The organism is Bulleidia extructa W1219, assembly GCF_000177375.1.
GTDB lineage: Bacteria > Bacillota_I > Bacilli_A > Erysipelotrichales > Erysipelotrichaceae > Bulleidia > Bulleidia extructa.
Map to the genome: position 1 here is coordinate 285577 of NZ_ADFR01000002.1, position 14440 is coordinate 300016.

General features: G+C 34.0%; 13 protein-coding genes. 2 read left to right on the forward strand and 11 right to left on the reverse strand.

Annotation, left to right across the window (positions count from 1 at the left end; all coding sequences use genetic code 11):
* Positions 1-102: 102 nt before the first annotated feature.
* The 8 genes from HMPREF9013_RS01960 to HMPREF9013_RS01995 all read right to left on the reverse strand — a co-directional run bounded on the left by HMPREF9013_RS01960 (position 103) and on the right by HMPREF9013_RS01995 (position 6522).
* Positions 103-1200 (reverse strand): M20 metallopeptidase family protein, encoded by a 1098-nt coding sequence (locus tag HMPREF9013_RS01960; protein WP_006626693.1) that lies wholly within the window; start codon positions 1198-1200, stop codon positions 103-105.
* A 1-nt stretch (position 1201) separates the two neighbouring features.
* Positions 1202-1516, reverse strand: a complete 315-nt coding sequence (locus HMPREF9013_RS01965; RefSeq protein WP_006626694.1) for a glutaredoxin domain-containing protein — start codon at positions 1514-1516, stop codon at positions 1202-1204.
* Between the two features lie 38 nt (positions 1517-1554).
* Positions 1555-2361: a hypothetical protein gene (locus HMPREF9013_RS01970; RefSeq protein WP_006626695.1), complete on the reverse strand. Its 807-nt coding sequence runs from the start codon at positions 2359-2361 to the stop codon at positions 1555-1557.
* Between the two features lie 227 nt (positions 2362-2588).
* Positions 2589-3221, reverse strand: a complete 633-nt coding sequence (locus HMPREF9013_RS01975) for a hypothetical protein (protein ID WP_006626696.1) — start codon at positions 3219-3221, stop codon at positions 2589-2591.
* A 12-nt stretch (positions 3222-3233) separates the two neighbouring features.
* The gene (locus tag HMPREF9013_RS01980; RefSeq protein WP_006626697.1) at positions 3234-3860 is read right to left on the reverse strand and encodes a hypothetical protein; all 627 of its coding nucleotides are present in this window, start codon (positions 3858-3860) and stop codon (positions 3234-3236) included.
* A gap of 11 nt (positions 3861-3871) precedes the next feature.
* Complete coding sequence (locus HMPREF9013_RS01985) at positions 3872-4498, reverse strand: hypothetical protein (RefSeq protein ID WP_006626698.1); 627 nt, start codon at positions 4496-4498, stop codon at positions 3872-3874.
* Between the two features lie 12 nt (positions 4499-4510).
* Positions 4511-5368 (reverse strand): hypothetical protein, encoded by an 858-nt coding sequence (locus tag HMPREF9013_RS01990; RefSeq protein ID WP_006626699.1) that lies wholly within the window; start codon positions 5366-5368, stop codon positions 4511-4513.
* A 71-nt stretch (positions 5369-5439) separates the two neighbouring features.
* A complete protein-coding gene (locus tag HMPREF9013_RS01995) occupies positions 5440-6522 on the reverse strand; it encodes a hypothetical protein (RefSeq protein ID WP_006626700.1) in 1083 nt (360 codons plus the stop codon).
* Positions 6523-6683: 161 nt separating this feature from the next.
* Between HMPREF9013_RS01995 and HMPREF9013_RS02000 the strand changes: the two genes are divergently transcribed.
* Both HMPREF9013_RS02000 and HMPREF9013_RS02005 read left to right on the forward strand, forming a co-directional pair.
* Positions 6684-9260 (forward strand): PD-(D/E)XK nuclease family protein, encoded by a 2577-nt coding sequence (locus HMPREF9013_RS02000; protein WP_006626701.1) that lies wholly within the window; start codon positions 6684-6686, stop codon positions 9258-9260.
* Complete coding sequence (locus HMPREF9013_RS02005) at positions 9253-12372, forward strand: UvrD-helicase domain-containing protein (RefSeq protein WP_006626702.1); 3120 nt, start codon at positions 9253-9255, stop codon at positions 12370-12372. Before HMPREF9013_RS02000 ends, HMPREF9013_RS02005 begins: the two co-directional genes overlap by 8 nt.
* A 113-nt stretch (positions 12373-12485) precedes the next feature.
* Here HMPREF9013_RS02005 and HMPREF9013_RS02010 read toward each other — a convergent pair whose 3' ends face one another.
* The 3 genes from HMPREF9013_RS02010 to HMPREF9013_RS02020 all read right to left on the reverse strand — a co-directional run bounded on the left by HMPREF9013_RS02010 (position 12486) and on the right by HMPREF9013_RS02020 (position 14342).
* Positions 12486-13217, reverse strand: a complete 732-nt coding sequence (locus tag HMPREF9013_RS02010) for a C39 family peptidase (protein WP_040333235.1) — start codon at positions 13215-13217, stop codon at positions 12486-12488.
* Entirely contained in the window at positions 13192-13398 is a 207-nt protein-coding gene (locus HMPREF9013_RS02015; protein WP_040333237.1) for a hypothetical protein, read from the reverse strand. The genes HMPREF9013_RS02010 and HMPREF9013_RS02015 overlap by 26 nt, the downstream gene beginning before the upstream one ends.
* A gap of 74 nt (positions 13399-13472) precedes the next feature.
* Positions 13473-14342, reverse strand: coding sequence for a hypothetical protein (locus HMPREF9013_RS02020; RefSeq protein WP_006626705.1), 870 nt, complete (start codon positions 14340-14342; stop codon positions 13473-13475).
* Between the last annotated feature and the right edge of the window lie 98 nt (positions 14343-14440).

The following is a 14440-nucleotide window of genomic DNA, read 5'->3' on the forward strand; positions in this document are numbered from 1 at the left end:
ATATGAAAGAAAAAACGATTGGAACAAGCCGAATCGTTTTCCTAAAATTCTTCTATTTTTAAACCTCTTTTGATTCAAAAGACATGATCTTTATCATAGAAACTATTGTATTAAAGCTTTAAAAAGTGCCACTCCAACCGGAATAATATCTTCCTTAAAGTAGAAATCATCCTGATGCAAAGCAGGGCAATCTCCTGTTCCAATCAAAAAGAAAACAGATGGTGCCCATTGGCCGTAATAGCCAAAATCTTCACTAGCCCGAATCGGAATTTCTAAAGGCTCTACCTTTAAACGATGCTGATGGATTCTTTTCAAAGCTTCTTCCAATAATCTAGGATGAGCCACGGTCGCATGAAATCGATCTAATTCTTCTATTTGAATATCAAATCCTTCTAAATTTCTAAAATACGATTGAATGAACTCTTCCAGTACTGTTAATTCTTCTTGTTTAGCAGAACGAAGCGTCAGTGATATAGAACCATTAGCCGGAGAAATCCCAAAATTTGAACTGCCAATTTCTATTTGAATAATCGTAGCCATGACTAAAGAAGAAAATGGATGATTCAAAAATGAAAAAGGTTTAAAACCACGATATTGAGCTAGTGGCTCTATCTCTTGTACAAACTGAGCGATCGCATAAGCCGGATTCAGTCCTTTTTCCGGTTCACTGGCATGGCTTTGTTTGCCTTTCAGATTAATTCGATAACCGACCGATGCGCACATAATGGTTTCCGGATGATAAAAAATCACTTGTTCTTTTAAACTGGGCATATTATGCAAGCCAAACACCTCATCAACCGGATATTTTTCAAAAAGAGGCTGGCACATCTTAGCTCCCGTACCATTTTCTTCCGCCGGTTGAAATAAATAAATCACATTATTCTCACTCGGAATATCTTCCAACATCACTGCCAACAAAATAGCGGTATGCCCATCATGCCCACAGCCATGAAACACTTCTCCTTTAGAATTGACGATGGCATCATGATCAGCTCTTAGAACAATGGTTTTCTTTCCTTTTTGATAAGGCTTCATACAATAAAACCAAGTCACATGATCATGAATTTCATACTGCGGGAGATATTTAGTGATAAAATCCTTCAAATACGCTTGTGTTTTTACCTCTTGATTAGAAACTTCCGGATGAGCATGAAGCCACTTTTTCACTTCTTTTACTTTAGCCAATCGCTCACTATCCATCCTAACAACCCCTATGATCTAAAGAGCAGGCGTGACCTGTATTTTCCCAAATCACTTCTTTACCCATCTCTTGTAAATAACTTTCCCAATCGGTAAAAACCGATCCGTCTTCTCTCACCAAAGCCGGTAAACCGATATCATGAATGGCTTTTAAGTGATTAAATACAGCTTCTTGATCTCTTAAAATCAAAAACTCCTTCAAAGTTTTCAACGAAGCGGTGATATCTAGAAATTCATACTCCACCCCATATCGATCAAAGTTTTGTTTGCATGCCACACAATCCGGACACATGGTACTTCCATAAATTTTAAACATACGTTTTCCTCCAATATAAAAACCTCTATCAGGATGGTTTATTTCGTTTGACCAACGCGCCATAAATCACTATACGGTATGAAAACAATTTCATCAGCGTTCTTTTTCGCTTGGGCTCGTTGTTGGCGAATATCCCCACCATGATGTGCATTCAACAGGTTCTTATTTACCATATATTGTACATAAAGAACTTTTTTCAACAAGAACCAATGCGTCACATAGAAACAAATTTTCTGTTTCCGATCGTATAAATCTTCCAAAATCAAGGGAGCTTCTAAACGCAATTGATTCGCCGCTAACAAAGCATCATTTTTCAAATTACCATATCCTTGAAAAAATTTATGATCTAGTTTTCTTTGTAATAACCCACATTTTTCATCAAACATTGTATGCAATAAATCCACCAAATCAATCTCGGAATCATTCCCGATGGCTACAATATCGTTTTTACAAGACGCAAATTCACTTTCCGGTTCACTCAAACAATAGAATAACCCCTTGGCATAAAGATAACTGTATTGTGGTTCATCACAAATCAATAAAGCTCTTTGCTTAGCCCCTTTTTCCAAGTATAAAAAGAAAGGAATTACCATTGGCTTACCTTCCAATTTAAAAATATCCTTGTAACGAATCATTTGATTACTAATGGTTGAAGAGTTTATTGAGGCTTGCAAATCAACACAAATACGAATTTGAGGAAATTCCTTTAAAATAGACTTTAACACTTCCAAAAAATCATTCGACAAATCATCATTTTGTACATCAAGATATTCTTCCAAGTATCCATTGAAACGACAATCCAAACCATTATTTTTCTTCTGTTCGAGTATATCACCAACCGACATCCTTCATCCTCCCTAATATATGCGCTTTCCAATATATTTTTAGTATACCCTCACAAATTTTAGTCAATATGTGATTTCCATTATTTTTTCTTGTATATTTGAATCTTTTCCTCACTTCAATCTATTCAAAAAAGCACAACCGTTCGATTGTGCTTAAAGATCCATACTATCCATCTGACCTCTTATAGTCTAACTTGTTTCTATAAGATACTTTCCTCTATCTACAACTATAGGCTTTTAGGTTTTTGTAAAACTATTTCCATTTCAGGATATCTATTGAAAGAAGCGTAGTTTAATACCTCTTGATCATTTTTAATCTGCTCAATGTAAGCTAAAATCTCTCCTATCCCTGCCTCTTTAAGAGTCACTTTCCTATGCCTTAACTCCATCACATATCCAGTAGAAGGTGTCTCAGTACCAACGATGGGATATATTTCTACATCCACTTTTTTGATCGGTTGATGTTGAATCTTATTGAAAAAGAATTTCAACCGATTTAAGTAATATTTATACTTACCATCAAATAACCTAAGCTCCGTATCCATGATCTCAAAAATGGTTAAGCCTTTAAAACTATCTTCCTGTAACAACTTGGTACTTAAATATTGATGATACTTAGAATAACAATCCTTACATAACCAATAGTAAAAATCTAATGTCACATATCCTTCTTTTTCACATCCATCTCGATTCATGATTTTTTCAAAACACAATGTGCAATGTTCATGATCAAAATCAGGATATTGTCCTAAATGATTCTCCAAATAAAAGGTTTTGTATTCTATACTACTTGAAATACCCTTCATAGACTCATACCATCCCGTTTTTTCACCCATTATCTTAAGTGTTTGCTCGTCCATCATGATTCTCCTTTATGGTTTAGGCTTTCGGAAATTCAGTTTTACCCAAGGATATCTATTGAAAGAAGTATACTTCAATACCTCTTGATCATTTTCAACCTGCTCAATATAAGCTAAAATATCCGTTATCTCAGCTTCTCTAAGAATTACTTTTTTATATTTCAATTCTATATGATATTTATAGGCCATATAACTGGATATAACCGGACATATTTCTACATCTACTTTTTTAATCGGTTGTTTTTTTATCTTATTGAAAAAGAATTCCAATCGCCCTATTTCATATTCATACTTACCATCAAATAATGTCAACTCCGTATCCATGATCTCAAAAATCGTTAAGCCTTTAAAACTATCTTCCTGCAACAACTTAGCACTTAAGTATTCATGATACTTAGAGAAACAATCCTTACATAACCAATAATAAAAATCTAATGTCACATATCCTTCTTTTTCACATCCATCTCGATTCATGATTTTTTCAAAACACATTTGACAATGGTCATGATCAAAATCAGGATATTGTCCTAAATGATTCTCTAAATAGAAGGTTTTATACTCTGTATTATCCAACACCATATCCAGAGCCCAACCTAAACCTGTTTTTTCACCTACTAGTTTAAATGTTTTCTCATCCATAGTGATTCTCTCTAATCTATCCGTTTTTGAAAGTGTATCTTAATCCGTGGAGATGTATTGAAAGAAGCGTAGTTTAGTACTTCTTGATCTTCTTCAATCTGTTCAAGATAAGCCAAGATTTCTGCTATCCCTGCATTTCTAAGGATTACTTTTCTATGCCTTAATTCTATCCTATATTCATTAGCCAACTCACTTCTAATGATAGGATATATCTCTAAGTCCACTTTTTTTATCGGTTGATTTTGAATCTTATTGAAAAAGAATTCCAGTCGTTCTATTTCATATTCATATTTACCATCAAACAACATCAACTCCGTATCCATCACTTCAAAAATGGTTAATCCTTTAAAACTATCTTCCTGTAACAATTTAGCACTTAAATATTGATGATATTTAGAAAAACAATCTTTACATAACCAATAATAGAAATCTAATGTCACATACCCTTCTTTTTCGCAACCATCTATATTCATGATTTTTTCAAAGCACAATTCACAATGGTCATGATCAAAATTAGGATATTGTCCTAAATTATCCTCTAGATAATAGGTTTTATACTCTATATTATCCAACACAATATCCAGACCCCAATCCAAACCTGTTTTTTCACCTACCAGCTTAAATGTCTTCTCATCCATCATAATTCTCCTTTATGATTTTTTTTGAAAAGAATTATCGGGGAAAATCCTGTATCCATGATTCCCTGAACCGTCATAGTTATAATCCCAATGAAGACCATATGGTTTTCCATGCTTTAAATCCGGATGTAAGTTTTCTCCTGTCTCCTCTTTTCTCCAAGCTCCCTTTCCGGTATCAGGAACATCATTCCCTCTCCATTTCCATCCTTCTCCCGGTGAAACGTTTGGATCGTTACCCGGATAATCGGGAACCGTATGCCCATTTCCCACATCTCTATTATCTTCTGGAGATTTTACTTCATTTTCCTTAATTGGTTGATCTTTGTTCTTGGATAAAGCTTTAACCGCTTCTTTGGTTGCCCAGCTATACCCAAAGGAAACTCCATTCAGTTTCAACCCTTTCGGTGTTACATTGACTAAAATCTCAAACCCGTTATAATCCAATTCCCATGTTGTATAAGCAATAGTGGTCAGTAGAAGAGCATACGTTACTTTTTCATAAGCTTCCGAAAGACCCGCTCCTAAAAGTTCTAATTTCGCAGCCACCCCGAGATCAAACTCATAAATTCCTATCGTCTCATTGAAAGGTGTGATTCGGGATGTTAAGTCACCCGTTTTTTTAGATGAAGATGAACTGTTCGCTCCATCATAAGCTCTATCGTGTTGTCTTGAAGGTGATTTTATAATTTCTAAAAATTCACTTTTACTGATTGTTACGCCACTTATGGTGATACTATCTTTCGTTATTTTATAATCTTCTATATTATTAAGCTGATTTGTCTTGAAAGAATTAGTAGCCTTCACGTTTACCGGAACAACAAAATGAATGATGACCAAAATAGATAGAAAAACCGATAAAATTTTTTTCATAAATAGCTCCTTATCTAGGTAGATTCCTGATTTATTTCATGTCATTTCTTTTCCCAATATATTATCAATTTTTATTTCTTTTTTTCTTCTAGCACATCTACAATCAATTTAGCCTGAGAATTTCCATCACTGGCTAATCTTTCATCTAAAATCACGAATTTTCCATTACGATAAAAAAGTTTACTAACTCCGTTTCCTGATTTCTGATATCCCTCTATTTCCAGCATCTCTTCTTTGCCATCTTTCAACTCTACCAATGCATCCGCTGCCATAAAGAAATGTCTATCTCCCACTGAAATCATTTCACGAGCGCCACTCGACAATTCGGTGATTTTTTTATTTTCTTTTACATCATATAAAACAGACCATTCCTTCTCACCATGTTGAAGTAAATATCGGTTATTTCCTAAATAGAAAGCTCCTGCCGGATCATCCACTTTTGTTATATCCGTCACCTTTCCTGTTTCCAAATCTAAAGAAAGTTGTTTTTTATTTTTCCCTTCATATTTTATGAAAGTCACAACATTTTTATTGATTTTATAGCTATCCGTAGGTACTGATTTCACTTCTTCTTTATATAAGGTTTTAATATCTTTTGAATCATTCAAATTAAGTGTTTTTATATGATAAAAATAACGACCTTTTTCTTTGGTTAAAAATTGATAAAGCAACCGATTTCCTTCAATCCTATTAAAAGTAGGTAATACCCAACGATCTAACCCAAATACTCCTTCATCTATTTTTTTATCTTGTCCATTCTCTCGATAACCCAACACAACCGTTTCGCCATCTTTTTTTAATTCTGAATAATAAAAGCCTTTCCCATGCTTCAAAAAATCCAAACAACGTACTTTCTCTTTAAAGTTATAAATAGAAGTATATTTTCCATTCGTTATATCCACATATCCAAGAGATTTTGCCCTAAGCTCTCCTGTTAAAGACGTCTTATCTTTGTCTTCTATGGAAATATAGATTTTATTTCCATCCATGTGACGAACACTAATATCTTCTCCTTCCATCTTGACTTCATAATGATTAACAACCTTAAATACTGACTTCGGCTGTTCTTTTGGCTGTTCTATTTTCTTCTCTATTTTTTTAGAACATCCGGCAAATAATACCATTAAAGCTAACCATACTTTTCCTTTTCTCATATTCTTCTCTCCTAAGCTCATCTTATCTAATTCATAGGATTTTAATAGTCTTATTTTGTTTTATCTTTTTTGTTATAATGATTGAGTTAGGGATAACTAAATCTAAATGGATACGCTTTATTGATTTCAACCATTTCTTTAAAAATGCTAGAATGAAGTATATGAAAAAAATACTAGCCAATGCCCCTTTAAATCAACAACTCTATCATCAATATTTCAATGCAACTAAAACAGTGGTCACAGACGTTAAAATTGTTTCTATCTCTTCTTACTTAAACCAAGATAACGAAGACCCTCTTTTTTTACTTTGGCAAATCCAAACTCTTTTATCCAAATCAGATACCTCTTTATTTCCAAACTATCAGGGCATGTTACAATACCCTTCTTTCATACAAGAAATCATTCACTTTGCGAAAGACTGTATCGCCTTTAATCTACAAAAAAAAGATTTACCCGAAAATGACTTTCTCGAAAAAGAGTTAAAAGAAATCATCGGTCTTGTTCTTTCATCCTCTTGTTTAAAAACCTATCGACAAACCATTCAGGAAAACAAAAATTTAGATTTCTCTTCTTTAGAAATCCAAGATCTTGTTCTTACCAACGATTACTATAATCATTTATTAAAAGATTACTTTCATCCTAAGATTGAATTTCAAGAATCTATTTCCGACTTACGCATGGCTTTAAATATTCGCCAAGAAATAGAAATCATGGCACAAGAAATTTGTACTTTCCAAGGTCGAGTCAATATCATATTAAGCAACTATTCTTCTCAGTTTCCTCTTTTAAAACAACTATTTCAGCGCTATGGAATTCCTTTTTGTGCTTATTCATCCAAACAAAACAGTTTAGTGGGCAGAATCTTTAAAGACTTATTTTTAGTTTCTTACGAGCAAAATACTGAGGCCTTCTTAGATTTAATTGAAAATAATGCTTTTGGTGATCGCTTACCACAAGAAACACAATCTGTCTTATCAAAATATCTTTCTAAAGTAGAAGTAAAAGCCCCTTTATTACCTCTTTTAACCATGGAAACCCTATGGCCAAAAGAAGCTGAGCTTTACCAACAACATCAAGAAAACATTGATACCTTTTATCATACGATTCAAGAATCGCTTTTCCTTCTCTTACAAGAAGGAAGTCTTTATGAAAAAATCCAACGAAGCTATACCGTGTTCCGATCTCTTCCTTTTTTAAAAGATCCTCATGAACAAACACTTGCTATTTCGCTAGAATCCTTTTTAAATCAAATAGGCGACGAAATTGATCGTGAAAGAATTCCTTTCTTTTTAGAACTGGTGAGTCAATTTCAATCCATTCAATTGCCAAATCAAATAGGAACCATCATGGTCACAGACCTGCGACATCCTGTTTTACAAGCAGATGTGTCCTATATAGTCGGATTAAATGGTCACACTTACCCAAATGTTCCAAGCAAATCCGGTATCTTTAATGAATCTTATTATGCTCAAATTCCCTACCCAAGTTATGAAGAACGGTATCATACCTATCTTTCTCAATTAAGTTGGATTTTTCATTCTGGAAAACAAATCCATTTTTCTTATTCTCAAAAAGATTATGAAGGAAAGAAATTAGAAGTTTCTTATGACATCCAAAAACTATTCTCACAAAAGGCTCAAACGAAGAAAGCCAAAGAATTACTGCCCCGAAAAAGAAACCGCCATGAAGACAATTTATCCTCTTCCTTTATGGAATCTTGGTTCACACAAAATCCTATACTAAAAGGTTCCGTTAGTTCTATTGAAGAATGGTATCGTTGTCCTTATCAATACTTTTTAAATCGCCTCTTAAAACTAAAAGAACAAAACGTCTTTGAACCAAATAGCTTATACATTGGAACCATCACCCACTCCCTATTGGAAAAAGCTCTAAATGAAAAAAAGAAACTTTACTATGAATTAAGTCTACAAGACCTTCAAAGTCAATTAGATCCTTACTTCCAACTTTGGAAAGTTTTAGATCCCGATCGCTTAGAAATGATTTCTCTTATTAAAGATAAGTTGGCTTCCAATCTTTATTTCTGTCTACAATACTTAAAAGAATATGAACAGAATTATGACTTTTTAGATCCGATCGCCAGTGAACAAGAATTCCAAATCGGTCTTTTTGACGGTTTAGAATTGGTGGGGAAAATTGATCGTCTCGATCAAGACCAACGCAATCAAGATTACTATCTATATGACTATAAATCTTCCCTCCATAAAATGGATAAATCCAAATACCTTTCTGGTCAACAGATTCAACTAATGACTTATAAATTGGTTTTAGAACAATCAGGAGATAAAAAAGTCAGAGCAACCTATTATTTCAGCCTATTACCCGAGAAACAACATTTGCCATCTCTTCAATATAAATTTGACCGTCGAAGTGTTGAAAAAGACCCACAAGATTTCTACGAAACAGATTATCTGCGTTCTATCTTTTTACAAAATCAATCCTTCCGTGGTTGGAAATTAGATGAAGATGTTTCTGATTATAATAAAAATGTGACTGTCGGTTCAAAATTTAAGCTTTTGAATAACGATTTTAATGAAGTGACTTTGCGTCTACTCAAACATTTTTATACCCAATTCAAAGAAGGAATGATAGAAAGAAACCCACAAGATTGCACCTTTTGTCCTTATAGAAGAATTTGCTCCTATCGAGGGACAGAAAGTCATCCACGCATTCCCGATGCCGTTTTAGAATTATTGGAAGGAGAAGATACTCATGACTGATCCCCAACAATTAGCCATCCAAGAAAGAAATACTAATGTACTGGTATCCGCTTCTGCCGGAGCCGGTAAAACTTATCTGTTGATTGAACGGTTAGCTCAACGGATCGTTCAAGATCACATCAGTTTAGATCAGATTTTAGCGGTTACTTTCACAAAAGCAGCTGCTTCTGAAATGAAAACTCGTTTGGCTATGAAACTCAATCGTTTAAGACAAACCGAAATTCAAGAAAGACATTGGATTGATCAACAATTGGCCATTTTATCCAAGGCTGAAATATCCACCATTGACTCTTTCTGTTTAAATCTCATCAAACAATATTACTCTATGATTGGATTAAATCCGACTCGACTCCATCAAACACTCTCCAATGGTCAAGAAAAAGAATTGAAGCACCTTGCTTTTGAAACAGCCCTTTCTCATTTTTATCAACAAAATCCGAAAAAAGCCTTAAAACTATCAAATCATTTCGATCTAAAACCTTTATCTTGTTCATACCTTGAAAAATCTGTTCATCAAATTAACGAGACCGCTAAATCCAGTTCAAATTATACTGACTGGATGAAACACGCTTTATCCTTTTATCCAAAACAAGCTTGTTTTTCAGATTATCCCAAGGAAATGCAAGACTATTTCTTTTCTTATTGGTCTAGACAACTCTTTTCTATTCAAACGATTCTTAAACAAATGAAAATCTGTTTGATGAGTGAAAAGCCTAATAAAACCACCGAAAAAATAACTTCCCTTTTATCACTCATCACTTCTTATCAAAAAGAATTAGCCACTGCTCATTACGAGGTTGCCGTTTTCATGATTAAACAATTGGCTCACTATCAATTCCGAGTGAATAAAAATGAGGAAATGAGGTATTTAAATAAACAATTCACGGAAATCCGAAATGCCTTGGAAGATTCTCTTATAGAAGAAAGTCGCTTGATTAAAGAATCTTCTTATCTACATGAGATCGCTCAAAGTTTATTATTCTTATGTCAAGAAACCGAATTTCAATATCAACAACTCAAAGAAAAAGTGATGGGTTTAGACTTTAATGACATGGCTTTATTTTCTCTGGAAATTCTTGAAAAAAATAATGGTTATCTAGCTAAAAAGTTGCAACAAAAATACGCTGAAATTATGGTGGATGAATTCCAAGATACTTCTGAATTGCAACATAAAATATTAACTATGATTTCCAATGGGAAAAATCTCTTCCGGGTAGGTGATTTAAAACAATCTATTTATGGCTTCCGTAATGCCAAGCCGGAATTGATGGCTGACTTAATGAAATCAAAGAAAGATAAAGTGTATCACTTAGAACACAACTATCGTTCTAAAGACCACATTGTTCAATTCACAAACGCTCTTTTTCAATGCTTAATGAATTATGAAAAAAGCTCTGTTCCCTATGCCTCAGAAGATATCGTTACCATTGGTAAACCTGAACAGCAAGACAAAGAATCCTCTTGTGTTAATCTGATACAAATCAATTCTAAAGACAACATGCTTGGTGCTAAGTGGATTGGTCAAGAAATTCTCCGCTTACTAGAAGAAGGTTATACTTTTCAAGATATTTGTATCCTAACTCCAAGCCATGCTGACAAAGCACAACTTCGTCGTGCTTTTGATGAAATCCATATCCCTTATGCGATTGATGAGAAACAAGGCTTTTTTAAATCTTCTGTAGTACAAACCATCATCAGTTTTGTACACTATTTCTGTGGTAAGCAAGAGGACATTCATTTATTTGCGGTGTTACAATCCCCTATCTTTCAAATATCAGATGAACAATTTGCCAAAAGTCGTCTATCTTATCAACAAGAAAAGCCAAACACTCGCTTCAGTACTTATTTCTTAGACATTCATCCTACGATTAAAAAACGATTAGAAGCCTTAAAAACTTGTTTCTTACAAGAAGGAACCTTGGCTTTCTTACAAGCTCTTTCTCTTGAAAATAGCTTCTATGCTCACCTTTCTTCTCAACAAAAAACCAATTTTGATTTCCTTTTTGAAAAAATCGTACAAGAAAATATCTTTACAGCCTATGATTTCTTTCATTGGTTAGAAAGAAGTGAAGATGAATCTTCTACAGAATCCAACTCTCATTTAGCAGAAGAAAATTTAGTCAAAGTAGAAACCATTCATCATTCCAAAGGGCTTCAATACAAAGTGGTTTTCTTATATAAATGTGATATGAAAAGCCAAAACAACGGCCCTGTTGAAGTATCTGGTCAATACGGTATCGGCTTAGATTATCAAGAGTACACTTACTACAGCTATCATTCCTCTCTGGTCAAATGGATGATTCAACAGGATAATCATCGAAAAGAAGGAGAAGAGTTTTTACGTTTAGCTTACGTTGCCATCACTCGAGCCGAAGAAAAGCTATATTTAGTTTCTCCTTCCAACAAAAAAGAAGGTTCCTTAACAAGAGATTTCATTCTTTCCAACCAGGATTTAGGGGTTTTGGTACAAGCTGCTTTAAAAGACTTACCTGCTTCTTTATATCATTGTATAGAAGTTGAAGAACTGGAAAATGTTCAAGAATATAAAATGCAACCCGACTATCCTTTTGTCCAAGAGCTACCTCATTATTCAAAAGATTTTTCTTCTATTTTCAAACAAGATTCACCAAGTCATCATGGAATAGAATTAAAACCACTTAATTTTGAGAAAAAGAAGGTGACCGGTCAAAACTTCGGTTCAAAAGTCCACACTTGTTTAGAAAAGCTTCCAAACCGTCCTATACAGCTTGATGAAATTGATCCCCAGTTGCCAATGGCTACCAGAGAAAGTATTCTTTTCTTCCAGAATAGCGATTGGACACAAAAGATATTCCAGACAATGGATATCCATCGTGAACTTCCTTATTATTATGAGGAAAATGGAATCGCCTACCAAGGTATCCTTGACTTTATCGCAACAAATCAGAAAAAAGCTATTATCTTAGATTACAAAACCGATCATCTCGATACGGAAGCTGCCTTCATTGCTCGTTACCAAGACCAATTGTGTCAATATCGAACAACTTTTGAAAAAATATATCCGGAAATCGAAACTTGGATCTATTCTCTTCATTTAAAGAGGTTCATTTTTGTAAAAAAACAATCACAGTAAATTCAAACAGCTAAACTCCATCATTCAACCAAATAAAAAGTACAACCGATTTCTATAATCTGAATCAGTTGTACTCGGTATCACTAATTATCGCATTATTTTATCTTATAAACTTACCAAATATAATATCCTCCATTCCCATTTTTTTCTATAGCCTTTGTCATTTTATAAGCCCCAACACTATCATGAGTTTTAAAATATGGGTCATTATAATAAAGAGATTTATTCTCCCCATTAGCTCTTAAACAATCCGCTGACTTTGATGCGGGCGTTCCTTGAATTCGATATCGGTATCCCGTTATGACAATATAATGGCCACTATCAAATTGATACTTCTCATTTAATAGTTTTGTATTAACGTTACCGACAATCGGATAATTCTTCTTGAGGCTCTCCTTGGTAGACTCGTAGATTCCTCTTTGTGCTATCGTTGTAGAACTATAGAAATTACTGTTTGTATACTTATTTAAACCTCTAACCATTTGCCAAACATAAGTTCCGCTTTTATTCGTATTCATATAAGAAGCCAGTGTGCTTTGACTCACTTTCTTTCCGGTTTTATACTTCACGATCATTTGAACACTTGCCGGTCCACACCAATACTTTGTTTCTTGTCTGAAAACCGGAACTGACAGAAATTTTTGTTCAACAATATGAGATGATTTTATGGAAATTTGATTTTTCGCTTCTCTTTCCTTTTCTCGATTTCTGGATTCATTTTCCTTTTCCACCCATTCCGGTGGATTCCCAAAACCATTCATCTCTTCCGCACAAACCGGCTTTATAAAACCAATCACCATTAATGCAATCACCGCCACTTTAATGATTCTTTTCATTTTCTTCATTTTTCTCCTCCACTACGTTAATAATCACTGTGTTACGACGATCTTTATCGTCAAAATGGACTAACTTTTGATCTGCGATAACTAGTTTCCCATTACTATAGAACATTCTTTCAAATTCATCTCCTACTTTTTTATAACCTTTGACTTCTACTGTTCTTATTTTTCCATCTTTTAATTCCACCAACTCCCCTCTTTTTGCTAGTGAACCGTCTGTTAATACATCCGTCGTCGAAAAAAACTGTCGATCTCCAATTCCTACCCATAGGCTTCTATTCCCCCCAAAACTAAGGATTTCTTTTTCTTTTCAATATCGTAGACAACACTACTATGACCATCAATGTTTTCTAATAAATATTGATTATTTCCAAGATACAAAGCATCTGAAATAATCGGATCTTCAATCACACCCGTTACATCGGTGACTTTCCCTGTTTTTAAATCCAAAGACAGATACCATCCTTTTTTACCTTCTCTTTTATTAAAAGTGACTCTATTTTGATTGACACTATATCGGTAATTAGAGTTGATTTCCGGTTTCACTTCTTCTTTATACAAAGTTTTAACATCATTTGGATAATCCAGATTGATTGTTTTTAACTGATGAAAATGACGACCGTTTTCTCTGGTAATAATCTGGTACAGTAATCGGTTGCCTTCAACCTTATTAAACATCGGTAATGCCCATGGATTCACCACAACTCCTTCATCAATCTTCTTACGTTGACCATTCTCCTGATATCCAACTGTCACTATTTCTCCATCTTCTTCAAACTCTGAATAGTAGAACCCTTTGCCTTGGACGAAAAAGTCCCAACAACGTACCCGATCTTTAAAATGATAAATGGAAGTATACTTCCCATTGGTTATATCAATATACCCAAGAGACTTTGATCTATATTGAAGTAGAATTTCTTGATCATACCTCTCCATAGAAGTATAGAGTTTATTTCTTTCCAGATAATGAAAGTTCGCTGAATCCCCTGCCACACTTTTTGTTTCATAATGTTTCACCACCTGAAAATGAGAATTCAATGGTTTTTTTGGTGGTTCTTTCTTTTGAACTACCGGTTTAGAACATCCCACCAGCAACATCACAAGTGCCACAAATACTTTTCCTTTTTTCATATGATCCTCTCCTAAGCTCATCTTATCTAATTCATAGGATTTTAATAGTCTTATTTTGTTTTATCTTTTTTGTTATAATGATTAAGTTAAGGATTAGA

Excerpts from the sequence above, each read along its gene's own strand:
- HMPREF9013_RS01960 (WP_006626693.1), bottom strand. The coding sequence starts at position 1,200 with ATGGATAGTGAGCGATTGGCTAAAGTAAAAGAAGTGAAAAAGTGGCTT.
- HMPREF9013_RS01965 (WP_006626694.1), bottom strand. The coding sequence starts at position 1,516 with ATGTTTAAAATTTATGGAAGTACCATGTGTCCGGATTGTGTGGCATGC.
- HMPREF9013_RS01970 (WP_006626695.1), bottom strand. The coding sequence starts at position 2,361 with ATGTCGGTTGGTGATATACTCGAACAGAAGAAAAATAATGGTTTGGAT.
- HMPREF9013_RS01975 (WP_006626696.1), bottom strand. The coding sequence starts at position 3,221 with ATGGACGAGCAAACACTTAAGATAATGGGTGAAAAAACGGGATGGTAT.
- HMPREF9013_RS01980 (WP_006626697.1), bottom strand. The coding sequence starts at position 3,860 with ATGGATGAGAAAACATTTAAACTAGTAGGTGAAAAAACAGGTTTAGGT.
- HMPREF9013_RS01985 (WP_006626698.1), bottom strand. The coding sequence starts at position 4,498 with ATGGATGAGAAGACATTTAAGCTGGTAGGTGAAAAAACAGGTTTGGAT.
- HMPREF9013_RS01990 (WP_006626699.1), bottom strand. The coding sequence starts at position 5,368 with ATGAAAAAAATTTTATCGGTTTTTCTATCTATTTTGGTCATCATTCAT.
- HMPREF9013_RS01995 (WP_006626700.1), bottom strand. The coding sequence starts at position 6,522 with ATGAGAAAAGGAAAAGTATGGTTAGCTTTAATGGTATTATTTGCCGGA.
- HMPREF9013_RS02000 (WP_006626701.1), top strand. The coding sequence starts at position 6,684 with ATGAAAAAAATACTAGCCAATGCCCCTTTAAATCAACAACTCTATCAT.
- HMPREF9013_RS02005 (WP_006626702.1), top strand. The coding sequence starts at position 9,253 with ATGACTGATCCCCAACAATTAGCCATCCAAGAAAGAAATACTAATGTA.
- HMPREF9013_RS02010 (WP_040333235.1), bottom strand. The coding sequence starts at position 13,217 with ATGAAGAAAATGAAAAGAATCATTAAAGTGGCGGTGATTGCATTAATG.
- HMPREF9013_RS02020 (WP_006626705.1), bottom strand. The coding sequence starts at position 14,342 with ATGAAAAAAGGAAAAGTATTTGTGGCACTTGTGATGTTGCTGGTGGGA.